This is a genomic window from Xanthomonas arboricola pv. juglandis (genome assembly GCF_905367715.1).
Lineage (GTDB): Bacteria > Pseudomonadota > Gammaproteobacteria > Xanthomonadales > Xanthomonadaceae > Xanthomonas > Xanthomonas arboricola.
This window is the reverse complement of record NZ_HG999362.1, coordinates 1099673-1123708: the sequence shown is the minus strand read 5'-3', so window position 1 is coordinate 1123708 and position 24036 is coordinate 1099673. Positions and strand designations below refer to the sequence as shown.

The window sequence follows — 24036 nt, the reverse complement described above, 5'->3', positions numbered from 1 at the left end:
GTCAGCGACGACAACACACTCGCACCGGAGTGTCAGTGGGTACATGCCGCACCGCGCCCAATCACACTGCCCGCAGGTGGGCGCAGTGCTGCTGTTGGTCGCTCGACGGCCAATGCTGCCCGGGCACCTTACTTGATCGTGCGTGATCACCGCCATGGCCGCTGCGCACGTTCTGGCACACTGGCAACGATCCCATCTGGAGCATGCCGCATGACCGCTGTCGTCCGCCGCCGTTTCCTGCCATTGGCGTTGCTGTTGTCCAGCTCGCTGGCGATCGCTGCCGATGCGCCGTTCGTTGCGCGCGACCTGATCGGCGATGGCGCCTTCACCCACAATGCCGAAGGTCCTGCAGCCGGACCGGATGGCGCGCTCTATGCGGTGAATCTGGGCAAGGACGGCACCATCGCACGCATTGCCCTGCACGCCGATGGCAGCGCCAAGGCAGAGGTCTTCGTGAACTTGCCCGAGGGCAGCACCGGCAATGGCATCCGCTTCCGCGACGGGACGATGTACGTGGCCGATTTCACCGGCCACAAGATCCTGCAGGTGAACCTGCAGACGCGCGCGGCCAGCACCTTCGCCTCGCTGCCCGACGCCGACGGCCCCAACGATCTGGCGATTGCGCCCGATGGCAGCTTCTATGCAAGCGACCCGAACTGGAAGGACAACAGCGGCCGCCTGTGGCACATCAGCCGCGATGGCGTCGTCGCGTTGATGGAATCGGGCATGACCACGCCCAACGGGTTGGACGTCAGCCCCGACGGCAAGCATCTCTACGTCAACGAAAGCATGTCGCGCAAGGTGTGGGTGTACGACCGCGTCGATGGCGGCCTGCGCAACAAACGCCTGCTGATCAGCTTCCCGGATTTCGGCATGGATGGCATGCGTTGCGATGCCGACGGCAACCTCTATATCGCCCGCTACGATGCCGGGCAGATCGCGGTGGTCTCGCCGCAGGGCAAGTTGCTGCGCACGGTCGCGTTGAAGGGCCGCAAGGCCAGCAACGTCGCGTTCGGCGGCACCGATGGCAAACAGGTGTTCGTCACCGTGCAGGATCGTGGCGCAGTTGAAACGTTCAGGTCCGATCGTCCGGGCCGCGAAACCGGACGCTGAAACTGCTGCGCGCGTCGCAACGGTTCTCAGGTCGCGCAACAGCGTCCTGGCATCCTGCAGGTCACCCGTGGAGGACTCCCCATGCAACCGATCGAACTCAAGGACGCGGCTGCCTTCGGCAACGAATTCCTGCGCCTGACCCTGCTGCAGGGATTCCAATCGCTGACCAAGCGCGATCTGGAATTGCTGATCTTCGTGCTGCTCGAACGCGACGGCGCCATCTCGCGCAACAGCTCCAACGCGATGGTCGCGCTGCAGCTGCGGGTGACCTCGGCCAAGGTCAAGGCGTTGCGTCGCGACGGCTATGCGCGCTGGCGCTCGCTGGTGCCCGAAGAAGGCGACGCGGCAATGCAGCGCATCGTCGCCAACGTGCTCACCGAAGACAACCTGCGCTCCGGTGCCAAGCACGTCAGCGAGCGTAGCCGCAAGGAAGGCTTTCTGGCGGTGCGCATCGAACACCCGGATGACGCGCAGCAATTCGAACAGGCCATCCTGGATGTGGGTGCCTTGCCGGTGTACGAGCGCAATCGCGAAGTGGTCGCGGTGCGCTTCGACACGCTGCTGAAAGTCGCCGAGCGCTGGGGCTATCTGCAGCCGGATCCGCAGGCCACCGTGCGCGAGCTGCAAAAGCTCACACCCACCGCCGAAGAAGTGGCGGACCTGTTGAAGAAGGACATCGCGCAGGTGCGTTGGGAAGACGTACGGCGCGCGCTCAACAGCCTGGGCGCCAAGGCCGTGGCCAGCACTGCCGAGGGAGGTCTGAAGGGCCTGTTGAAGATCGTGTTTCCATTCATCCCCGGCTGAGCCGCTGCCCCGGGTGCAGCGTACGAGGTTGCGGCACGGCCATTGGCTCCGGATCCCATCCCGGTTGCCGATGCCGCATCGCGCACGCCGCACCGTCAGCTAGTGCATGCAGGCACTGTCGTCAGACATCGAGCGCACGTTGCCCACCTCAGGACGCCCGACAGCCTCTATGCTTGCGGGCTGTTCCACATCAGGGGGATCTGATGACCACCGTTCGTACCGTTTCGTTTTCCGTATTGCTGCTGCTCGGCGGCCACGCGCTCGCGCAACAGGCGCCGACGCCGGCCAGCAGCATGCCGCTGATCGATGTGCCCAACGTGATTCGCACCCAGCCGCTGTCCAGCGGCGAGGTCACCCATCAGGCCCAGCTGGAGCGCCCGCGCGGCGAGTCCAGCGTGATCGTGCGCTCGATCCAGCCCAACAGCGTGGTCGGCAGCTACCGCATCGACTTCCAGGCCATGGATACCGACGGCGACGGCAGCATCAGTCGCGCCGAGGCTCAGGCCAACCCGGCACTGGCCGATGAATTCGACGCGCTCGACACCCAGCACAGCGGCCACCTGAGCCGCGAACAGCTGGCCGGCTGGCTGATCCAGTAAGTCATTCGGCAGCATCGCAAACAGGGCCGCGCGCGTCCGCGCTACGCAGGCGCGCACGGCCCTTCGTGTGTGACCGCCACAACCTCTTGCAGTGCCCGCTTCGGTCGGCTAGATTGTATTTAACGGATACAATTTGGATGGATCGATGAGCGCTCGCCTGGCCCTTGCCGCAGACCTTGGCTATCAATTGCAACTGGCGACCCTGGCCTCCAGCCATGCCGCGCGCCAGGAACTGGCCGAACTGCATCTGACCCCGGCGCGCGTCACCGCCTTGATCCACATCCGCGACCAGCCCGGCTGCGACCAGACCGAACTGGGCAACCGCCTGCTGGTCAATCGCGCTGCCGGCATGAAGATCGCCAACGCACTGGCCGAGCAGGGCCTGATCGAGCGCCTGGCCGGCCGCGACCGACGCAGCAAGGGCCTGTACCTCACCCCGCTTGGCGAGCGCACGCTCGGCACCGCCCAGGGCTGCCTGGCGCGGGCGGTCGCGCGCACCTGCACCGGCCTGCAGGCCAGCGAGCAGCAGACCTTGCTGCGCTTGCTCTGCAAGTTGAACGCCAGCGCCACGTTGGAACGGGCAAACGTGCCGGACGCCGCGCTCGCCGAAGAACTGTGACTTCCACTCTGTACCGACTCGAAGGAGACGCCGCTTGAACGAGCATGACGTGGTATCGGTCCGCATCGAAAACCGCATTGCCTGGGTGAAGTTCGCACGCCCCGACAAACGCAATGCGATGAGCCCGGCGCTCAACCGCCGCATGATGGACGTGCTGGACGAGCTGGAATTCGACGACAACGTCGGCGTGCTGGTGCTCGGTGGCGAAGGCACCGCCTGGTCGGCCGGCATGGACCTGAAGGAATATTTCCGCGAGACCGAGGCGCAGGGCCTGCGCGGCGTGCGTCGCTCGCAGCGCGAATCCTACGGCTGGTTCCGCCGCCTGCGCTGGTACCAGAAACCCACCATCGCGATGGTCAACGGCTGGTGCTTCGGCGGCGGCTTCGGGCCGTTGTTCGCCTGCGATCTGGCGATCGCCGCCGACGAGGCGCAGTTCGGCCTGTCGGAAATCAACTGGGGCATCCTGCCCGGCGGCGGCGTCACCAAGGTCGCGGTGGAACTGCTGTCTATGCGCGATGCGATGTGGATGACGCTGACCGGCGAAATGGTCGACGGCAAAAAGGCCGCCGAATGGCGCCTGGTCAACGAAAGCGTGCCGCTGGAACGGCTGGAAGCACGCACCCGCGAAGTGGCCCAGTTACTGCTCAAGAAGAATCCGGTCGCGCTGAAGTATGCAAAGGACGCAGTGCGCCGCGTCGGCACCATGACCTACGACGAAGCCGAAGATTACCTGGTGCGCATGCAGGAAGCGGCCAATTCGTTCGACAACAACGCCCGCAAGGAAGGCATCCGTCAGTTCATCGACGAGAAGAGCTACAAGCCTGGCCTGGGCGAATACGACCTGACCAAAAACAGCGCCTGAGCACGTCCTACGGCGCCTGAAGCGATGCGTGCAGCACGCGCATCGCTGGCGCTGCCAGTGGTTTTCTGCACCGAGGAGGGAGTATGGAAGCCTTGTCCGCAACCCTGCGCGGGATCGCCGCGCGTGGGCCGTTGGGCTTGTTCATCGACGGCCAATGGCGCGCAAGCAGCGGCGATCGCGACGTCGATGTGATTGCCCCACACACCGAACAACGCCTGCTGCGCTACACGGAGCCCTCGCCGGCGGACACCGAGGCGGCCATCGCCGCCGCGCGTGCCGCGTTCGACAGCGGCCCCTGGCCGCAGCTATCGCCGCAAGAGCGTGGCGTCGTGCTCAAGCGCGTGGCCGCACAGTTGCGTGCGCGCCTGCCGGAGCTGGCCGAAGCCTGGACCGGACAGGTCGGCGCCACCATCGGCTTCAGTCGCCGCGCCTCGCAGCAGGCACCCGGCCTGTTCGACTATTACGGCGATCTGATCGCAACCCACCCATTCGTGGAGCCGCGTGCACGTGCCAACGGCGGCCGCGTGCATATCGTGCAGGAGCCGGTAGGCGTGGTCGCCACGATCACTCCCTGGAACGCACCGCTGGTGTTGCTCTGCTACAAGGTCGCTGCGGCCCTGGCGGCCGGTTGCACGGTGGTGGCCAAACCCTCACCGGAAACGCCGATCGACGCCTACATCCTAGCCGAATGCATCAGCGCCGCCGGCGTACCCGATGGCGTGTTCAATCTGCTGCCGGGCGGTCGCGAGGTCGGCGAACAGCTGATCCGCCATCCGCAGGTGGACAAGGTGAGTTTCACCGGTTCCACCCAGGCCGGGCGGCTGATCGGGGTGGCCTGCGCCGAGCGCCTGGCGCGGGTCGGGCTGGAGCTGGGCGGCAAGTCGGCTGCGATCGTGCTGGATGATGCAGACACCGCCAAGCTGCTGCCCAGCCTGGTGCCCTACTCGATGCCGATCACCGGCCAGGTGTGCTTCGCGCTCACCCGCGTGCTGGTGCCGGCGCAGCGGCGCGACCAGATCCTGCAGGCGTACTGCGCGGCTGTGGGCGCGCTCAAGCTGGGCGACCCGTTCGCAGCCGAGACCGGCATGGGCCCGTTGGCGCTTGGCCGCCAGCTCGAGCGCGTGCAGTCCTACATCGCACAAGGCAGCGCCGAGGGCGCACGCCTGGTCATGGGCGGCGGCCGGCCAAAGCATCTGCCGCGCGGTTTCTTCATCGAGCCGACGGTGTTTGCCGAGGTGACGCCGGACATGACCATCGCCCGCGAAGAGATCTTCGGCCCGGTGGTGAGCTTCATCGATTACCACGACGAGGCCGACCTGATCGCCAAGGTCAATGCCAGCGACTTCGGCCTGCACGGCACGGTCTACAGCGAGGATCCCGATCGCGCCTACCGCATCGCCCGCCGCGTGCGCAGTGGTAGTCATTCGATCAATGGCATGTGGGTGGACTTCGACATGCCGTTCGGCGGGGTCAAACATTCCGGGATCGGCCGCGAAGGCGGCATCGAAGGGCTGCACGCTTTCCTAGAAACCAAAACCATCTACCTCAATTAGGCCCTTCAGCTCACCGACCGCGCAACCACCAGAGCGCGGTCGCAACGCGATGCGACAGGCACTGCCTTGTCCATCGGTTCCTGCGGTGTGTTCGCACTTTCTGGCGAACGTTCGCCAGGTGTTTTCGCACACGCGTCAACCTTCAGCCGCAGCCGTCGCACTCACGCCAGTCACTCCCCCAATCTGCATTCGGAAGACAGCGCCATGACCATGCCGACCGACTCGATCTCCTTCCACGCCCGCCTCACCCCACACCGGCTTGCCGCCCGCGACCTGCTGCAGGACCGGCAATGGACGTACGCAGAACTGGATGTCTTGATCGGCCGTCTGGCCGCCTTGCTACAAGCGCGCGGCTGCATCGATGGCGAACGGCTCGCCGTGCTGGCGCGCAATTCGGTCTGGCAGGTGGCGCTGCATTTTGCCTGTGGACGCGTCGGCGCGATTTACGTGCCGCTGAACTGGCGGCTGAGCACGGCCGAACTGGATGCATTGCTGCAGCGCGCCGAGCCACGCCTGCTGTTGGGCGACGACGTTGCTGCAGGGCGCACCGATGTCGCCTCGCTGGCCGACTTCGTCGACGCGGCGAACACGCTCGAGCCGGCGGACACCGGATCGATTCCCCCCGAACGCATCAGCCTGATCCTGTTTACCTCGGGCACCTCCGGCCAGCCCAAAGGCGTGATGCTGAGCGAGCAGAACCTGCAGCAGGTGGCGCACAACTTCGGCGTCACCACGCGCGTGGATGCCGGCAGCAGTTTCCTGTGCGAAGCGCCGATGTTCCACATCATCGGCCTGGCCACCAACGTGCGCCCGGTGCTGGCGGTGGGCGGCTCGATCCAGGTCTCCAACGGCTTCGAACCCAGGCGCACGCTGGGCTGGCTGAGCGACCAGTCGCTGGGCATCACCCATTACGTCGGCGTGCCGCAGATGATGCAGGCCTTCCGCAGCCAGCCCGGTTTCGACGCGGCGTCGCTGCGGCATCTCACCGCGCTGGTCAGCGGCGGCGCGCCGCATGCCAGCGATGACCTGCTCGGCTGGCTGGACGACGGTGTGCCGATGGTCAGCGGCTTCGGCATGAGCGAGGCCGGCACGGTGTTCGGCATGTCGGTGGACTGCGCGGTGATCCGCGACAAGCTGGGCGCGGTCGGCATCTCGACCCCTGCAGTGCAGACGCGCGTGGTCGATGGCGATGGCAACGACTGCCCGGTCGGCATGCCCGGCGAGCTGTTGTTGCGCGGCGCCAACCTCAGCCCCGGCTACTGGCGCGACCCGCAGGCAAGCGCCGCTGCGCTCGACGAGCACGGCTGGTTCCGCACCGGCGACATCGTGCGACGCGATGCCGACGGGTTCTTCTGGGTCGTCGATCGCAAGAAGGACATGTTCATTTCCGGCGGCGAGAACGTGTATCCGGCCGAGATCGAAGCGCTGCTTGCCGATCACCCGCAGGTACGCGAATGCGCAGTGGTGGGGATCGCCGACCCGCAGTGGGGAGAGGTGGGCTACCTAGCGATCGTGCCGGCCGACGAGACGCCGGATCTGGAGCAGATCCGCGCCTATCTGATCGAACGACTGGCCAAGTACAAGGTGCCCAAGCACCTGCGCGTGGTCGAGGCGCTGCCGCGGACCGCGACCGGCAAGCTGCAGAAGGCGCGCCTGAAAGATGCGCTGGCCACCGAAGCGTGATGCGCCCGGATGTGGATTACGCCGCGAGCAGCCGGCAGTGACCCGCAGGTTGCTGCCCCGCCACAACAGCGACACGGCAGCGGCCGATGCCAGACAGCACAACGGGCAGCCTGAGCTGCCCGTTGTGTGCATGCCGCACTCCAGCGCCATCGCGACACGGCAGCGGCTTGCGCCGCGCATGCGCGCTCAATCGATCACGCGGACTCGCCCAGCAACAGGTTGTCCTCGCTGATCTGGTCGTCCACCCACACCGCCCCCTGTTCGGCCATGACCGCCAACTGGTGTTCCAGTTCGCGCATCAACAGGCGCACGCCGGGCTTGTGGATGGCACTGCCATCGCGATAGATCACCCCGCCTGCGCGCGCCTGCGACGGCTGCTGCAGCTGGAAGGCGTGCAGCTCGCCGCGTGCGATATCCCCGGCCACCATCATGCTCGGCATCACCGCGATGCTGTCGGTGCCGAGCAGGATCTCGCGGGTAAAGCTGGCCGAACTGGAACGCAGCTGATCGCGCGTGGCCAGCCCGTGCTCGCGCATCACCTGCGCCACGTCGCGCTCGACGTGCTGGCTCAGTGTCGGCAGCACCTGGCGATACGCAGCGGCTTCGGCAATGCGCACCTGGCCGTTGGCAAACAGGGGGTGATCGCTGCGCGCCACCAGCGCGATCGGATCCTGGTACAGCACCTTGCGGATCAACGCGTCGTAGCGGGCCAGCGGATACAGCCGGCCCACCACCAGGTCGATCTCGTTGCCGGCCAGCTTGGGCAGCAGTTCGTCGGTGCGCCCATGCAGCAGGCGTACCCGCAGCGTGGGTTCGGCGCGATACAAGGCGGCCAGCACGGCCGGCAACAGGCCGCTGGCAGCGACCGGCAACGCGCCCACGGTGATGGTGAGCGCATCGTCCTGCAGCAGCCCCTCGAAGGTGTCCTGCGCGCGGCGCAACTGGCCGAGCACGACATGCGCGGTCTGTACCAGCACCTCGCCCATCGCATTGGGGCGCACGCCGCGCGAATGGCGCTCGAACAGCGGCGCGCCGACGATCTCTTCGATCTCCTGCAGGGCACGCGTCAATGCGGGCTGGGTGACGTTCAAGACGCGTGAGGCGCGGAGCAGGCTTTTCTGCCGGTCCAGCGCCTCGATGACACGTAGATGCCGGACCTTGATGCGGTGTTCGAAGAACACGGAGGACATGGTCATGGGGGTAGACCTTACGTTGGGAAGTCGGGGAATGCGGCGGGACGGCACTTGGCCGCCGCCTGCAGCTCAGCGTGCATCGGGTACACGCCGGGTCTGCATGAAGTCTTCGAAGGATTCGCCACGCATGATGGCGTAGACCTGCAGATTGGTCATGCGCACCACGCGGGCGAATTTTTCGATGACGAAGAAATTGGCGCCGTACTGCACCAGGCCGAGCCAGTCGCGTGCACGGATCAGCGCCTTTTCATGCTCGGTGAGGCCGGCTTCCTGCATCAGGGTTTCGGAATCTTCCAGAAAGCGGTCGCGCCATGGGGCGCGGATCATATGCCAGAAGAATCGGTTGATGCGCAACGCGCGGTTGCTGGTGCGCAGATCGAACAGGTAAGTGCCGCCGATCTGGTCCATGCCCTGTACTTGCGGATTCATCGGCCGGCCCTCATGCAGCATTCGCGGTAGACGTGGCGTGCGCGAGCAATTGCGCCGAAGACGGCGCGTCAGCGGCTTCGACGCCCGGCTCGTACAACACTACCGTCATCGCAGTGGTGGTCATCAGGTAGTAGTTCTGATGCAGCTTGCGGATCGGCCCGCCCAGCGCGCCACGCATCGCCAGCCACATGATCTGCTCCACGCTCTCGGCGCCGCCCAGGCGCACGTAATCGGTGTGGGTGAGATCGGTCAGCGTTTCCGGCGCATGCTGGAAGCGGTCCAGAAATTCCATGTCCCAGTCGGTGTTGTTGAAACCAGTGCGCTCGCCGTGGATCTGATGCGACAGCCCGCCGGTGCCCACTACCACCACCCTAAGATCTTCCGGATAGGATTCGATCGCCCGCCGCACCGCCTGGCCCAGGCGGTAGCAGCGGCGCGCGGTCGGCAGCGGGTACTGCAGCACGTTGATCGCGATCGGCACCACCGTGCCCGGCCAGTCCGGCACGTGCGGCCACAGCAACGGCAGCGGCGCCGCGCAGCCATGGTCGATCGGCTTGTCCTGAAAGACCGTCAGATCGAACTCGTCGTTGACCAGACACTCGGCGATATGCGCCTGCAATTGCACATCGCCGCGGATCGGCGGCAGGTTGCGCAGCCCTGCGCCTTCGTCGGCCACCGGGAAGCGCTCGCCGATGCCCAGGGCGAAGGTCGGATACAGGTCGAAGAAGAACGTCGTGCAATGGTCGTTGTAGAAGAACACCAGCACGTCTGCCTGCTGTTCGGCCAACCAGGCAGCCACCGGTGTGTAGCCGTCGAACAACGGCTTCCACAATGGATCCTGCTGTTTGCCCTTGTCGTAGGCCACCCCGATGGTGGGAACGTGCGAGGTTCCGATGCCGCCGATGATGCTTGCCATGCTGCACTCCTGCGATGCACGCCGGCCACCGCTGCTGGCCGATTGCGCATCATTGATTGAGTCGAAATCCGTCCCGCCTTGGGATCCCAACAACGCCGACCAGCCACTCCGGACCGCCAAAACGGTATCCTTGGGATCCAAAGTGCCACCAAGCGCTCTCATCTGCAAGGTTTTTATACCGGTTTTGCGAGTTTTCCCCTTCGAAGGAACGTGCGCTGCAGTACGGCGCGAGAGAATGGAGCCAATGGCGAACAACCACCGATTGCAAGCGGTCCAGCAGCTACGCGAACTGATCCTGTGCGGCACCTTCGCCCCCGGTGAGCGCATCACCGAGGCCGCGCTGGCCGAGCGACTGGCCATCTCGCGCACCCCCATCCGTCAGGCCCTGCCGGCGCTGTGCCAGGAAGGCCTTCTTGTGCAGGCCGGCAACCGCGGCTATGCGGTGCGACGTTTCAGCCAGCAGGAGAGCCTGGACGCCCTGGCGGTGCGTGCCCTGATGGAAGGCATGGCCGCACGCGCCGTCGCCGAACAGGGCGCCTCGGCTGCGTTGCTGGCCACGCTGCATGCCTGTCTGGGCGAAGGCGACCGGATCCTGGCCACGCGCAGCCTGGATGCCGACGACGAGCAGGCCTATGGCGCGATGAATGCCCGCTTCCACCGCGCCATCGTGGTGGCCGCCAACAAGCCGATCCTGACCGAGACCGTGGACCGGTGCACCGTGGTGCCCTTCGTCAGCCCGGTCAATGTGGTGTTCGGCCAACGCTCACCCACCCTGGCCTACGACGATCTGTACTACGGACACCGGCAGCACGGCGCCATCGTCTCGGCCATCGAACAACGCGATGGCGCGCGTGCCGAGCTGTTGTTCCGCGAGCACGCCAATACCCAGCGCCACAGCATGGGCATCTGACGCGCGCACGGGTTTGGCGCGGACAGAGTGCACTGGCTAGGCCTGGCCTGGCGCAGCAGCCTGCACAGCTCAAAACTCGAACGTAGGACTACCCAGCCTTGCGCTGCATGCAGCGTTGCCTGCAGCAGCGTGCTGCTTTCGTCTGCGCCGCAGCACGCACGCAGACGCGCAGGGGTGCATGCTGCGGATACGTGCGGATTTCCACGCCAGAGAGTCCACGCTAGAGGGAATGCACGAACATCAGGTTGACGCTGGTGCCGGCCACCGAATTCTTCACCTCTACCGGCAGATAGACATTGAAATTCAGCAGGTTGTTGGCATCCAGCCGCCAGGACAACCCTGGCCCGAGATAAAACTGCATGCGTTTGCTGTCGGGTACACGCTGCCCGTTGGTGCGGTTGTCCTTCAGCTGCTGCAGGTAGTACCCGTTGATGCCCAGGCGCAGTTGCTCGCTGACCTTCACCGAGCTGGCCAGGTTGGCCCACAGCACATTGCCGGCCTGACCATTGCGAAAACGGAATCCCGGGATCGGCGGTACGCCGCCGGCGCGATCGGTGCGGAAATTGTAGAGATAGTTCAGCCGCATGCTGATCTCCCAGTTGTCGCTGGGTTGCACGGTGAACGCCCAATGCGGCGCCACCGACCAGAATCCGGTGCTCTGGTTGATCGCGACATCGCGATCGAACTTGCCCACCGGAGCAAACGCATCGATCGCAAACCGCTGGAAGAACAGGATTCGCCCGTTGCGCATTACCGGGTCGATCTGCAGCGCCGGGCCGAAGGAGATGTCGCCCATCCCGAACCCGTTGCCGCGCAACTGCACAGGGCTGTCTGCGGCGAAGGACATGTCGTAGTTGACCAGCGGCACGATCGCATTGAGGCTCAGCGACGCGCGCTTCCACCGATAGGGCGTGACGTAGATCAGCTGAGTCAGCAGGACGCTGACACCAACCTTGGGGTCGCGGAAGGCGGCCGAATCGTCGCCGCGCGCGTCCTTGATCGCATCGAAGTCGTAGTGGCGCAGATACTCGATCACCGTCCAGCCCGGCGTCGAGGAGCCGAAGCCATCGAGAAAACTCGTCCCGCCAAGGTTGATGCCCTGCGGCGGTGCAGCGGTTTCCGGCACCGCTTGTGCGGATGCCGCAACGGGCACGCCGGCGCCAAGCAGTGTCAGCAAGGTCAGGACGCGGCGCCGGTACGACGGTAACCGTGGCGGTGCAACGGCACAGCAGGCAGATGAGCTCACGCGTTCCACTAGGCGATTCTCCAATGCGATGGATGGATGACTGCGGCGCGACGTGGGGGAGGAAAGCGGTGCTGCGGTACGCGGCGGCGGCGACTGCGCCGTCCGTGCGTCGTTGGATGGGTTCGAGGCAGCGATCAGTCAGCGCCGATGCGCATCAGCAAGGCGCCAAGCCGCTGCTTGAACAACCAGCGCCCCTGCTCCTGCACCAGCACGTCGTCGAAACTGCCGAGCAACGCTGGCGATTGGGTCGTCCAGGGCGGCGCTGTCGAGGTGTCTGCAGCGGTGTAGAGCAGGACCTTGCTGTGCGCATGCGCCAGGGTCGGCGACTGGATGCTGACCAGGGTGTTGAGCATCAGGTGACAGGTGGTACGCGGCGGGCGGGCGCGGAACGATTGCAGAATCGCCTCGCGTCCATGCACCGGCAGCTCCGGCGCACTGGGGCGGGCGAACACGCCGTCGGCAGTGAACAATGCGGCGAGGCCGTCGTGATCGTGACGATCGTTGAGCAGTGCGAATTGGCGAATCACCTGCTCGCAGGCAATGATGATCGATGCATCGTCGGACATGCAGCCTCCTCGGGTCGTTGCTGAAGAACCGACACGCCTGGTCAGCGACAGCAGCGCACGCGCCGCCAGCCAGACCGGGCCGCCATCACGCGTCCTGCAGCCAGTCGCGCATTGCTGCACTGACGGCCGCGGGCGCTTCCAGCGGCGCCATATGCCCGCTGTTTTCGAAGACCACCAGCCGTGCGTGCAGGATCTGCTGCGCCATCTGCTGGTGCTGGGCCAGGGGGCTCCAGACGTCCTGCCGACCCACGCCCAGCAAGGTCGGGCAGCGGATCTGCGCCAGCACCGGCGCGGCATCGGGGCGCTCCAGCAAGGCTTCGATCTGGCCGGCGTAGTCCTGCACGCTGTGCCGCTGCACCATCGCGATCAGTGGGTTCATCAGCCCGGCATCGGCGTGCCGATCCGGATGCAGCATCGGCGGCAGCCATTGCCGTGCCAGCGCCTGCATGCCTTGGGTGTGCGCAAGCCGCACCAGCGCCGCGCGCTGCTCACGCTCGCCGTCGCGGCGTGGCGCGATGCCGGTGTCCAGCAAGGCCAGGCGCTGCACCCGTTGCGGCGCCTGGCGCATGATCTCCAGCGCCACCCGCCCGCCCATCGAATGGCCGGCCACTGCGAACTGCGGCGGAGCGACGGCCAGTACGTGTGCCGCCATCTGCACGATGCTGTCGAAGCCGGCGAAGTCCAGCACCTGCACCTCGGCCAGATCGCTCAGCGCCGCGCGTTGCGGCTGCCAGATGCTGGCGTCGCAGAGCAGGCCGCAGAGCAGCAGCAGGCCGGGCTTGGACGAACGGGTTGTGGAAGATGACATGGCTCGACTGTAGCCACGCCGGCTTCGCCCGTCGTATGGAACATGCTGCCCGCGTTATAAGCGAATCAACATACCAAGACATGGCCGACGCCGTACGCGTCGGCCGTCAGGCGATCACGCGCTGCCGGAGGCGCGCTTCCACAGCACATCGACCAGCGGCGGCAACGTGCCGGCCAGCCCGAGCACCGACCCGCGCAACAGGGTCAGGTGCATGTCGTCGTTGGAGAACACCGTGTTGATCGCATCGAAGCCATAGGCGGCCACGGTGTTCTCGCTGCGCCGGGTACGCGCCCAGCGCTGCAGCCGATGCGGGGCAGCCCAGTCCGCACGCTTTGCCAGCGCATTGCGCACTTCATCGCGCAACGCAGCGACATCGCGCAGGCCCAGATTGACGCCCTGCCCGGCCAGCGGATGCACCACGTGCGCGGCATCGCCCAAGGTCAGCACGCGGCCACTGACGTATTGCTCCACCAGTTGCCGTTGCAGCGGAAACGCCGTGCGCGCGGAGACCACCCGCACCTGCCCCAACCGCGCCGCAAAGGCCTGGGTCAGCTCGCGCGAGAAGTCGGCATCGTCCAGCGCCAGCACGCGCGCGGCCTCGTCATCCGGCAAGGTCCAGACGATCGAACTGCGGCCATCGGCGAACGGCAGGAATGCCAGCGGGCCGGTGGTCAGGAAACGCTGCCAGGCAGTGGCCTGATGCGGCTGCTCGGTCTCCACGAAGGCGACCACGCCGCGCTGCGCGTAGGCATGCCGCGACACCGGCAGACCGGCGAGCTCGCGCAGGGTCGATGCGGCGCCGTCGGCAGCGATGGCGAGCGCCGCTTCCAGGCGGCTGCCATCGTCCAGGCGCAGGCGCACGCTATGTGCATCCTGCTCCAGCTCGACCACGCGTGCCGGGCAATGCACCTCGATGCCGGCCGCGTGCACGGCGGCCCACAGGCGATCGACCAGCACCGCGTGTTCGATGATCCAGCCGAGTTGTTCGCGGCCCAGGGTGTCGGCATCGAAGCTCAGCTCGCCGCCACCGGCCGCATCCCAGACCCGCATGCGCCGGTACGGCTGCACGCGGGCAGCGCGCACCAAGGACCATACGCCCAGGCTGTCGAGCAATGCGGCATTGTCGGCGGCGAAGGCATAGACGCGTAAATCGGACTGGTCGGCCCGCCAGCGCGCGGGCTCGCGGCCCTCGATCAGGGCCACGCTCAGGCCGGCATCGGCCAGCGCCAGCGCGCAGGCAGCACCAACCACGCCACCGCCGACGATCAAGGCATCGCGGCTACCACGGCGACTCATGCGACGCCCCTGCACAACTGCGGCACATCACCCCGGAAACCCATCGCCCCGCCGACCAGCATCGACTGCAGCGGCGCCGCCTGCGAGGTGGCGAGCAGGCCGAGGCTGCGCAACGGCCGCAGCAACGGCGCCGGATTGCCGGTGAGCCGCGCCAGACCGCTGGAAAACCCGATGGTCTGCTCGCGGTCCACGCGTCGGCGTGCCAGATACTCTGCCAACAACGCACCCGCGCCGGCATCGCTGCGATCGTGCTCGATCAGTTCGGCCAGCGTCAGTGCATCGCGCAAGCCGAGGTTGAAGCCTTGCGCGCCAATCGGATGCAGCGTCTGCGCGGCGTTGCCCAGCAGCACCACGCGCTCGGCGACTAGCTCGTTGGCCAGCACCTGCACCAGCGGGTAAGCGCTGCGCTCGCCGCTGGCGACAAAGCGCCCGGCGCGCCATCCGGCCGCCCGCTGCAACCGGGCCAGCCAGCTGGTCTCGTCGAGTGCGGCCACCGCCTCGGCCTCGGCGCGCGCCACGCAGTGGATCGCGCCGTAATGGCGGTCGCCGCGCGGCAGCAGCGCAGTCGGCCCGTGTTCGCCGAAGCGCTCCCAGGCGGTGCCATCCGGTGGGCGGGAGGCACGCACCCGCGCCACGAACAAGGTCTGCAGGAAGTCGTGCGCATCGCTGCCGATATGCAGCAGCTCGCGCACTGCGCTATGGGTGCCGTCGGCGCCGACCACCAGCCGGGCCTGCAGGCGTTGCTCGCCATCGGCGGTGGCAATCCGCAGCGCACGCAGACCGTCCTGCACCGGCTCGACCCCGATGCAGCGTGCCGGGCGATAGCGGCGCAGCCGAATCAGCTCGTCCAGGCGTGCCTGCAAGGCCTCACCGAAATCGCGCGCCACCACCACCTGGCCGAAGCTGTCGCGGCCGTAATCGGCCGCGTCCAGCTGCACACGGCCGAAGTCGCCGGCCCGGCTGACGTGGATGCGCCGGATCGGCCCAGGGGCGCTGCGCAGCTTGGCCATCACCCCCAGCACGCTCAGCGCATTGACGGTGGCGGCGGCAAAACTCAGGTTGCGCTGGTCGAACACCGCTGGCGGCGTGCCGGCCGGGGTGGCTTCCACCAGCCCGACATCCAGGCCGATGCGGTCCAGCGCAATCGCCAGGCTGGAGCCGACCAGGCCGCCGCCGACGATCAGAACGTCATGTGGATGTGTCATTGCCACATGATAAGCCTTCGCCCATGACCCGTTGCCGCGAGCGGGTGGGACAGCTTGCCGCGCCCTAGCTGGTCTGGCGCGGCCGGCTGATCGCGCAGGGAGCGCTGCCCGACCCTTGCGGGTGCAGGGCGCATCCGGGCACCCACCGATTTGCGTCCGCCGTGTTCGGCAACGGGGGCGCTATGCGGTCGCTTGCGCCAGGCGGGCCACCGCAAGGCCGCCGATGGCGCGGGCGCGCCGGGTTCCACGCTACACTCGCCAGCCTGTGATCCGGCCACCTCCGCGCATGACTCCTCGCTCGCACGACACCCTGGTTTTGAGTCTGCTTGCCGTCCTGATGGCGGCCACGCGGATCAATCACTTCGCGCCGATCCCGGACGCGTCCTGGGCGGTGTTCTTCATCGGCGGCTTCCATCTGGCCGAGCGCACCAGGCTGGCGTTCCCGCTGCTGATGCTGCTGGCAGTGGCGGTGGATTGGCTGGTGATCACCAGCCAGGGCCTGAGCTTCTGGCAGCACTACTGCGTGTCGCCGGCGTACTGGTGCCTGATCCCGGCGTATTTCGCGCTGTGGGCCGGGGGCATGTGGCTGCGTCGGCAGTACCACGGCGCGCAGTGGAGCGCGCTGGCCCGGCTGGCGCCGGCGCTGCTGCTCTCGGTGGCGCTGTGCCAGTTGATCGCCCAGGGCAGCTTCTACTGGATCAGTGCCAGCGTGGCCGAGCCGACCGTGGCCGGCTGCTTCAAGAACTACACCGACTGGCTGGGACCGTATCTGCGCAGCGCCGCGCTGTATGTCGCTGCGGCTGCGGCGATCCAGGTGGCCGCCGAGCGCCTGACCAGCGCACCCGGCCAGACCCAGGCCGGCTGAGATGGGCAACCGGCTCTCGCGTATCTATACGCGCACCGGCGACGACGGCAGCACCGGGCTGGGCGACGGCAGCCGTACCGGCAAGGACGCGCTGCGGGTCAACGCCTACGGCACCGTGGACGAGGCCAATTCGGCCATCGGCGTGCTGCTGGCCGCACCCGGCGTGCCGGAACCGATCGCCGGGCTGCTGACCACCATCCAGCACCAGTTGTTCGATCTGGGCGGCGAGTTGTGCATCCCCGGCCATGCCGCCATCGATAGCGCCGATATCGATGCGCTGGAGCGCCAGCTGGACCTTTTCAACGACACGCTGCCCCCGCTGAAGGAGTTCATCCTGCCGGCCGGGGGCGAGGCCGCTGCGCGCTGCCACCTGGCCCGCACCATCGTGCGCCGGGCCGAGCGCGAGACCGTTGCACTATCGCGCCAGGAGAGCGTGCGCAGCGAGGCGATCGGCTACCTGAACCGGCTGTCCGACCTGCTGTTCGTGCTGGCGCGCGTGCTGGCGCGCGCCGATGGCCAGCAGGAAGTACTGTGGCGGCACGACCGCCGGCGCGGCTGAGCTGCACATGGCACGGCGGACAGGCTAGATTTGCCCCATGTTGGTCTTTACCCACCCCGCCTGCCTCGGTCACGACGCCGGCCCCGAGCATCCCGAGAGCCCCGCCCGCCTGGAAGCAGTGGTGGGGGCCCTGCGCGACGCGTTCCCGGACCTGGACTGGCGCGAGGCACCGCTGGCCAAGCTCGGCGACCTGTGCCGGGTGCACGAGCGCGAACAGGTCGACGCGGTGCTGGAAACCGCCTTCGAAGGCCACCATCGGCTCGACGTGGACACCGTGATGTCGCCCGGCTCGCGCGCGGCAGCATTGCGCGCGGCAGGTGCCGGCATCGCCGCGGTGGACGCGGTGATGCAGGACGCCACCCGCACCGCCTTCTGCGCCGTACGCCCACCCGGGCACCACGCCACCGCGCAGGTGTCGATGGGTTTTTGCCTGTTCAACAACATTGCCGTGGCCGCCGCGCACGCGCGCGACCGGCATGGGCTGGAACGCATCAGCATCGTGGATTTCGACGTCCACCACGGCAACGGCACGCAGGCGATCTTCGAGCGCGACCCGAGCGTGCAGTATCTCAGCACCCACCAGTCCGGGCTTTATCCGCACTCGGGCAGCGTTTACGAGCGCGGCATCGGCAACATTCACAACCTGCTGCTGCAACCAGGCAGCGACGGGCTGCGCTTCCGCAACGTGTGGGAAGACGAGATGCTGCCGCTGGTGGATGCCTTCCGCCCGCAGCTGATCCTGATCTCGGCCGGCTTCGATGCGCATCTGCGCGATCCGCTGGCCGATCTGATGCTCGATGCCGACGACTTCGCCTGGCTGACCGGCGCGCTGCGCACCCTGGCCGAGCGGCATGCCCGTGGCCGGGTGGTATCCATGCTGGAAGGCGGCTACGACCTGCAGGCCTTGCGCGAAAGCAGCGTGGCGCACGTGGCCGCGCTGCGTTGAACCCTACCGGCGCCTTGCTTGCGCCCCCATCGCGATGAACCTCGCCCTCCCGACCAGGGAGCTCTTCATTGCCCCTATGCGGGGTATGCGGCAAGCTAGTCGCCATTTTATTGGTTGAATCACGCGTGCGCCGAGTTCTCCGCCTGCTGCCCCTGCCTTTGAGCATCGCCATCTGCCTCCCGGCCATGGCTGCCGACAAGCCGTTGAACTGGGGACTGTGCCCGGCCGTGGATCCGCTGCCAGGCTTCGACGGCGCGCCCGCCGCAGACGCCAAGGCCGCCGAAATGCGCCAGCAGTTGCCGACCGATATCGAAGGCGACCAGCTGTCCGGCACCAGCACCACCCCACAGTACCAGGGCAACGTGGCGCTCAAGCGCGGCGACCAGTTCCTGGGCGCCGACAACCTGCGCATGGACACCGAGACCGGCAACTACATCGCCGAAGGCCATGTCCGCTACCAAGACACCTCCTTCCGCATGGTCGCCGACCGTGCCGAGGGCAATCAGGACACCGACGCCCACAAGGTCACCAACATCCAGTACCAACTGGTGGACCGGCGCGGCAACGGCGCGGCCGAATCGGTGGACCTGCAGGGCCAGGTCGGGCAGATGCACCGCTCGACCTACACCACCTGCGACCCCTCGCAGCCGATCTGGCGCGTGCGTGCGCCGGAGATCGACGTCGACAACGAGGAAGGCTTCGGCACCGCCCGCAACGCCGTACTGCAGATCGGCAAGGTGCCGGTGCTGTATTTCCCCTGGTTCAAGTTCCCGATCGATGACCGTCGCCAGACCGGCCTGCTGTTCCCGCAGTTCGGCCTGTCCGGCCGCAATGGCTTCGACTACCTGCAACCGATCTACCTGAACCTGGCGCCGAACTACGACGCGACCCTGTTGCCGCGCTACATGAGCAAGCGCGGTTTCATGTTCGGTACCGAGTTCCGCTACCTGTACGAAGGCGGTCGCGGCGAGATCACCGGCAACTATCTGCCCAACGACAAGTTGCGCGACAAGGACCGCGGCAGCGTCTTCTACAGCGGCTACCACAACGTCAACAAGTACTGGCAGGCGCGTGCCAGCATCTCCTGGGTCAGCGACACCCGCTATGTGGAAGACTTCACCAGCCGCCTGAACGGCATGGGCTCGGCCTCCAGCCTGCAGAGTACCGTGGGCATCTACGGTACCGGCGAAACCTGGACCGCCGGCCTGATGGCCGATCGCTGGCAGCTGACCGACTACACGCTGGACGAGCAGGCGCTGCCCTACAACCGCCAGCCGCGCGCCTATTTCACCTGGGACAAGCCATTCGGCATCTTCGAGGCCGGCGTGTACGCCGAAGCGGTGCGCTTCAACCACGACGACTCTTACTTTGTCAGGCCTCCAACCGACGGGAACACCAACGGTGACGACGGCGATGATTACGTGCGCACCAACATCCGCAACAAGGAATACGGCAGCGGTTCGCGCTTTGACATCAAGCCCTATATCTCGATGCCGCTGTCCGGCGCAGCCTGGTTCTTCACTCCGACCGTGGCATGGCGCTACACCGCGTATCAGCTGGATTCGACGCTGGCCAACACCGCGCCGCTGACCGGTGACCGTTCCCCCTCACGCAGCCTGCCGATCGCCTCGCTGGATGCCGGTTTGTATTTCGACCGCGAGACCTCGGTATTCGGCACCAACTATCTCAATACGTTGGAACCGCGCATGTACTACCTGTACGTGCCGTACCGTGACCAAGACGATCTGCCGGTCTTTGATACCCGCCCGTTCACCTTCAGCTATGGCCAGTTGTTCCGCGACTCGCGCTACACCGGCGCCGACCGTCAGAACGATGCCAACCAGCTGACTCTGGCAGTGACCTCGCGCTGGCTGCGCCAGGACGATGGCCGCGAGAAACTGTCGCTGAGTGCGGGGCAGATCCTGTACTTCAACGACTCGCTGGTCACCATCAACAACAGCACCAACACTGCCACTGGCGGCAGCGAGCAGCCGATCGAGCAGGGCAAGTCTGCCTGGGTGGCCGACGCCAACTACATGATCAACGATCGCTGGTCGATGGGCGCCACCTATCAGTGGAACCCCAACTCGCGCAAGGAAGATCTGGCCAGCCTGCGTACGCGCTACCTGCTCAACAACGACGGAATCATCAATCTGGCGTATCGCTACCGTCGCAACCTGATCGATGACAGCGACCAGCTCAAGCAGGCCGACTTCTCCTTCCTGTACCCGATCAACCCCAGCTGGAGTGCGGTCGGCCGTTATTACTACTCGCTGCTGGACCGCAAGCCACTGGAAATCATCGGTGGCGTGCAGTGGGACAGCTGCTGCCTGGCGGTGCGCGCGCTGGTGCGCCGGTTCGTGCGCAACCGCAATGGCGAGATGGACAACTCCATCCAGGTGGAGTTCGTGCTGAAGGGCCTGAGCTCGTTCGGGCAGAACACGGACCGCACTTTGCGCCGTGCTATTCTCGGCTATTACCGCGACGACCTGTACCTGGTCCCGCCCAGCAATACCACGACTAATCCGGACGATTACGATCCGAACTTGATTCCATGACCAAGCCTTTCTCTGTTGTTCTTGCCTCGCTGCTGGTACTCACCAGCACGCTCTCGCCGTTGGCCTCGGCACAGCAATCCCAGCCGCTGGATCGCATTGCCGCCATCGTCGACGAAGACGTGGTGCTGCAGAGCGAGCTCGATCGCGCCGTACGCAACGTCAAGTCGCAGTACGCGGGCCGGGAAAACCAGCTGCCGCCGGACGATGTCCTGCAGCGCCAGGTGCTGGAGCGTCTGGTCCTGGTCAAATTGCAGGTCGGTCGTGCCGATGGCAGCGGTATCCGCGTCAGCGACGAGGAACTCAACCGGGCAATTGCCAGCATCGCCCAGCAGAACGGCACCACTGTCGATGGCCTGCGCCAGAAACTGGCGGCCGACGGCATGGGCTATGGCGATTTCCGCGCTTCGGTACGCGACGAAATCATCGTGCAGCGCCTGCGTCAGAGCTTTGCACAGAGCCGCATCAGCGTGAGCGAAGGTGAAGTGGACACTGCGCTGGCGCAGCAGGCCACCACCGGCAGCCAATACCACCTGGCGCACATCCTGGTTGGTTTGCCGGAAGGTGCGACGGCCGACCAGATCGCCACTGGCCAGAAAAAGGTCGATGGCGTGAAGGCATTGATCGACAAGGGCGAGCTGGACTTCTCGGCGGCCGCAGTGCGGTATTCCGACAGCCCGAACGCGCTGGAAGGCGGCGATCTGGGCTGGCGCAGCCTGGACGAGATCCCCAACGCATTCGCCCAGCTGATCCGCGACATGCAGCCCGGTCAGGTCGCCGGTCCGCTGCGCGGCCCGAGCGGTTTCCAGTTGCTCAAGCTGGTGGAAATGCGCGACGCCAATGCCGGCGGCGAAAAGAAGCTGGTCACCGAATACAACGCACGCCATATCCTGGTGCGCATCAACGACAGCCAGACCGAGGCGCAAGCCAAGGCCAAGATCGACACGCTGCGTGCCCGCATCACCGGCGGCGCCGACTTCCAGGCTACCGCGAAGGAGTCGTCCGAAGACACCAATAGCCGTGGCCAGGGTGGCGATCTGGGCTGGTTCCCGGCCGATGCGTTCGGCCCGGACTTCGGCAAGCAGGTCGAAGGGCTGGCCGATGGCGCAGTATCCGAGCCGTTCCGCACCCAGGCGGGTTGGCACATCGTGCAGCGCGTGGGCAGCCGTCAGACCGACGTCAGTGCCGAAAGCCAGCGTGCGCAGATCCGTGAAACGATCGGCCGCCGCAAGCTGGAAGAAGAGTACAACCGCTATCTGCAGGAGCTGCGCGGCGAAGCGTATGTGAGCTTCCGCACCGGCGACCGCGCCGATGGCGATGCCACCGCCGCTCCGGTCAAGCCGGCCGACCCTGCGGCGCCTGCCGCACCGACGCCGCCGCCGGCACAGCCGACGCGCTGATTCGATGCTCCCGTCGCTCGCGCTGGTGCCAGGCGAGCCGGCCGGGATCGGGCCGGAACTGTGCGTCCGGCTTGCCCAGCGGCCGCGCTCGGATGCCCACCTGATCGCCTACGCCGATCCGGACACTCTGCACAGCGCCGCAAAGGCGCTGTCTTTGTCTGTACGGCTGCTCGATCCGGACCAGCGCGCCCGCGCGCCCGGCGACCTGCCGCTGCATCCGATCCGCCAGGCCGTGCCGACCCGTTTCGGCACCGCGGACCCCGCCAATGCGGCGGCGGTCATTGCCGGCCTGCGTGGCGCTGCCGGCGACTGCCTGTCCGGCAAGTTGCAGGGCATCGTCACCGGCCCGGTGCACAAGGCGGTGGTCAATGCCGGCGGCATTCCCTACACCGGCACCACCGAGCTGCTGGCCGAACAGGCGGGCTGCCCGGTGGTGATGATGCTGGCCAATGCCATCGTGCGTGTCGCCCTGGTGACCACCCATTTGCCGCTGCGCGCAGTGGCCGATGCGATCACTGCCGACGCGGTGACGCGCTGCCTGCGCATCACCGACGCCGCGATGCGACGTGACTTCGGCCTGGAACGCCCGCGCATCGCGGTGCTTGGCCTCAACCCGCATGCCGGCGAAGACGGGCATCTGGGCCGCGAGGAGCTGGACATCATCATCCCGGTACTGGAGCAGCTACGCGGCGACGGCATGCAATTGATCGGCCCGCTGCCGGCTGATACCGCATTTTTGCCGCAAAAGCTCAGCGGCTTCGATGCGGTGGTGGCGATGTATCACGACCAGGGCCTGCCGGTGCTCAAGTACAGCGGCTTCGAGCAGGCGGTCAACATCACGCTCGGCCTGCCCTATCCGCGCGTGGCGGTCGATCACGGCACCGCGCTGGAGTTGGCCGGGCGCGGTATCGCCGACCCGTCCAGCCTGATGGCGGCGATCGAGCTGTGCGCGCGCCTGGCGGCACGCGGCTGAGCGGGACCTGATTGCCCGATCGACGGGGCGCAGCGTGCACGCAGCCCGTCTGGCGTGCCGGCGATGCGCAGAACCGGCACCGCGTGCAGGCGCTGCCACGTTAAACTGCGCACATGAATCATTCTTTCAGCGCACCGGCCAAGAAGTCGCTTGGCCAGCACTTTCTTGCCGACCGGTATTACATCGACCGCATCGTGCAGGCAGTGGACCCGCGCGCCGGCCAGCACCTGGTCGAAATCGGCCCTGGTCAGGGCGCGATCACCTTTCCGCTGCTGCGCAAGCACGGCGCACTGACCGTGATCGAATTCGACCGCGACCTGATCGCACCACTGACCGACGCGGCCGCACCGATCGGCGCGCTGAGCATCATCCATCGCGATGTGCTCAGTGTGGATTTCACTGCACTGGCTGATGGCACGCCGATCCGGCTGGTCGGTAACCTGCCCTACAACATCTCCTCGCCAATCCTGTTCCATGCGCTGGACCATGCCGCAGCGGTGGCCGACATGCACTTCATGCTGCAAAAGGAAGTGGTCGACCGCATGGCCGCCGGCCCCGGCAGCAAGGTGTACGGGCGCTTGAGCGTGATGCTGCAGGCGTATTGCGAGGTCACCGCGCTGTTCGTGGTGCCGCCGGGCGCGTTCCGGCCGCCGCCGAAGGTGGACTCGGCGGTGGTACGGCTGGTGCCGCGCGATCCGGCCACGGTGCTGATCAGGGATCGGCGGCGCTTTGCCGACGTGGTGCGCGCCGGCTTTGGCCAGCGTCGCAAGACCCTGCGCAATGCCTTGTCCAACGTCTGCGAGCCTGCCCATTTCGAGGCCGCGCAGGTGCGCCCGGATGCACGCGCCGAACAACTCGAGGTCGCGGATTTCATCCGCCTGGCCAATGTCGAGCCGGCTTGAGCGCCGCTCCCACACGGTTTTATTTAGACTTTCC

General features: G+C 66.6%; 23 protein-coding genes. 15 read left to right on the top strand and 8 right to left on the bottom strand.

Translation table 11 applies throughout. The features are described 5' to 3' along the window. The first annotated feature begins 210 nt into the window (after window positions 1-210). From KHN93_RS04695 to KHN93_RS04665, 7 genes are all read left to right on the top strand, one after another. Window positions 211-1113 (top strand): SMP-30/gluconolactonase/LRE family protein, encoded by a 903-nt coding sequence (locus KHN93_RS04695; protein ID WP_104560211.1) that lies wholly within the window; start codon window positions 211-213, stop codon window positions 1111-1113. A gap of 81 nt (window positions 1114-1194) precedes the next feature. Continuing rightward, complete coding sequence (locus KHN93_RS04690) at window positions 1195-1917, top strand: hypothetical protein (protein WP_016900745.1); 723 nt, start codon at window positions 1195-1197, stop codon at window positions 1915-1917. A gap of 203 nt (window positions 1918-2120) precedes the next feature. Then, complete coding sequence (locus KHN93_RS04685; RefSeq protein ID WP_039530569.1) at window positions 2121-2516, top strand: EF-hand domain-containing protein; 396 nt, start codon at window positions 2121-2123, stop codon at window positions 2514-2516. 145 nt (window positions 2517-2661) lie between these two features. Further along, window positions 2662-3135 (top strand): MarR family winged helix-turn-helix transcriptional regulator, encoded by a 474-nt coding sequence (locus KHN93_RS04680; RefSeq protein WP_024938266.1) that lies wholly within the window; start codon window positions 2662-2664, stop codon window positions 3133-3135. Between the two features lie 34 nt (window positions 3136-3169). Then, the gene (locus tag KHN93_RS04675; protein WP_016900748.1) at window positions 3170-3997 is read left to right on the top strand and encodes a p-hydroxycinnamoyl CoA hydratase/lyase; all 828 of its coding nucleotides are present in this window, start codon (window positions 3170-3172) and stop codon (window positions 3995-3997) included. A gap of 83 nt (window positions 3998-4080) precedes the next feature. After that, entirely contained in the window at window positions 4081-5550 is a 1470-nt protein-coding gene (locus tag KHN93_RS04670) for an aldehyde dehydrogenase (RefSeq protein WP_104560210.1), read from the top strand. 204 nt (window positions 5551-5754) lie between these two features. Then, window positions 5755-7233, top strand: a complete 1479-nt coding sequence (locus KHN93_RS04665; RefSeq protein ID WP_104560209.1) for an AMP-binding protein — start codon at window positions 5755-5757, stop codon at window positions 7231-7233. Between the two features lie 194 nt (window positions 7234-7427). Here the strand turns inward: KHN93_RS04665 and KHN93_RS04660 are convergent, their stop codons facing one another. From KHN93_RS04660 to KHN93_RS04650, 3 genes are all read right to left on the bottom strand, one after another. Beyond that, a complete protein-coding gene (locus tag KHN93_RS04660) occupies window positions 7428-8429 on the bottom strand; it encodes a LysR substrate-binding domain-containing protein (RefSeq protein ID WP_104560208.1) in 1002 nt (333 codons plus the stop codon). 66 nt (window positions 8430-8495) lie between these two features. Beyond that, entirely contained in the window at window positions 8496-8855 is a 360-nt protein-coding gene (locus KHN93_RS04655) for a protocatechuate 3,4-dioxygenase (RefSeq protein WP_039523676.1), read from the bottom strand. Between the two features lie 10 nt (window positions 8856-8865). Next, a complete protein-coding gene (locus KHN93_RS04650) occupies window positions 8866-9771 on the bottom strand; it encodes a gallate dioxygenase (protein ID WP_024938270.1) in 906 nt (301 codons plus the stop codon). 235 nt (window positions 9772-10006) lie between these two features. On the opposite strand from KHN93_RS04650, the gene KHN93_RS04645 reads away from it, so the two are divergent. Further along, complete coding sequence (locus KHN93_RS04645; RefSeq protein ID WP_039530577.1) at window positions 10007-10681, top strand: GntR family transcriptional regulator; 675 nt, start codon at window positions 10007-10009, stop codon at window positions 10679-10681. Window positions 10682-10901: 220 nt separating this feature from the next. Here KHN93_RS04645 and KHN93_RS04640 read toward each other — a convergent pair whose 3' ends face one another. The 5 genes from KHN93_RS04640 to ubiH form a co-directional block, all read right to left on the bottom strand. Further along, on the bottom strand, window positions 10902-11936 hold the full coding sequence (locus KHN93_RS04640) for a SphA family protein (RefSeq protein WP_212579194.1): 1035 nt from the start codon (window positions 11934-11936) through the stop codon (window positions 10902-10904). A gap of 125 nt (window positions 11937-12061) precedes the next feature. Further along, window positions 12062-12493, bottom strand: a complete 432-nt coding sequence (locus KHN93_RS04635; protein ID WP_104560206.1) for a nuclear transport factor 2 family protein — start codon at window positions 12491-12493, stop codon at window positions 12062-12064. A gap of 85 nt (window positions 12494-12578) precedes the next feature. Further along, the gene (locus tag KHN93_RS04630; protein ID WP_104560205.1) at window positions 12579-13301 is read right to left on the bottom strand and encodes an alpha/beta fold hydrolase; all 723 of its coding nucleotides are present in this window, start codon (window positions 13299-13301) and stop codon (window positions 12579-12581) included. Between the two features lie 114 nt (window positions 13302-13415). Next, window positions 13416-14597 (bottom strand): UbiH/UbiF family hydroxylase, encoded by a 1182-nt coding sequence (locus KHN93_RS04625; protein WP_104560204.1) that lies wholly within the window; start codon window positions 14595-14597, stop codon window positions 13416-13418. Next, complete coding sequence (gene ubiH / locus KHN93_RS04620; protein ID WP_104560203.1) at window positions 14594-15802, bottom strand: 2-octaprenyl-6-methoxyphenyl hydroxylase; 1209 nt, start codon at window positions 15800-15802, stop codon at window positions 14594-14596. The genes KHN93_RS04625 and ubiH overlap by 4 nt, the downstream gene beginning before the upstream one ends. Before the next feature lie 286 nt (window positions 15803-16088). Between ubiH and KHN93_RS04615 the strand changes: the two genes are divergently transcribed. The 7 genes from KHN93_RS04615 to rsmA all read left to right on the top strand — a co-directional run bounded on the left by KHN93_RS04615 (window position 16089) and on the right by rsmA (window position 24002). Then, complete coding sequence (locus KHN93_RS04615) at window positions 16089-16667, top strand: hypothetical protein (protein ID WP_104560202.1); 579 nt, start codon at window positions 16089-16091, stop codon at window positions 16665-16667. 1 nt (window position 16668) lies between these two features. Then, complete coding sequence (locus tag KHN93_RS04610) at window positions 16669-17226, top strand: cob(I)yrinic acid a,c-diamide adenosyltransferase (RefSeq protein ID WP_054591368.1); 558 nt, start codon at window positions 16669-16671, stop codon at window positions 17224-17226. 37 nt (window positions 17227-17263) lie between these two features. Continuing rightward, a complete protein-coding gene (locus KHN93_RS04605) occupies window positions 17264-18172 on the top strand; it encodes a histone deacetylase family protein (RefSeq protein WP_039515448.1) in 909 nt (302 codons plus the stop codon). Window positions 18173-18297: 125 nt separating this feature from the next. Continuing rightward, entirely contained in the window at window positions 18298-20730 is a 2433-nt protein-coding gene (lptD, locus tag KHN93_RS04600; RefSeq protein ID WP_104560201.1) for an LPS-assembly protein LptD, read from the top strand. Continuing rightward, a complete protein-coding gene (locus KHN93_RS04595; RefSeq protein ID WP_104560200.1) occupies window positions 20727-22127 on the top strand; it encodes a peptidylprolyl isomerase in 1401 nt (466 codons plus the stop codon). The genes lptD and KHN93_RS04595 overlap by 4 nt, the downstream gene beginning before the upstream one ends. Window positions 22128-22131: 4 nt before the next feature. Further along, window positions 22132-23100: a 4-hydroxythreonine-4-phosphate dehydrogenase PdxA gene (gene pdxA, locus KHN93_RS04590; RefSeq protein WP_104560199.1), complete on the top strand. Its 969-nt coding sequence runs from the start codon at window positions 22132-22134 to the stop codon at window positions 23098-23100. A 113-nt stretch (window positions 23101-23213) separates the two neighbouring features. Next, complete coding sequence (gene rsmA / locus KHN93_RS04585) at window positions 23214-24002, top strand: 16S rRNA (adenine(1518)-N(6)/adenine(1519)-N(6))-dimethyltransferase RsmA (protein ID WP_047124649.1); 789 nt, start codon at window positions 23214-23216, stop codon at window positions 24000-24002. Window positions 24003-24036 lie beyond the last annotated feature (34 nt).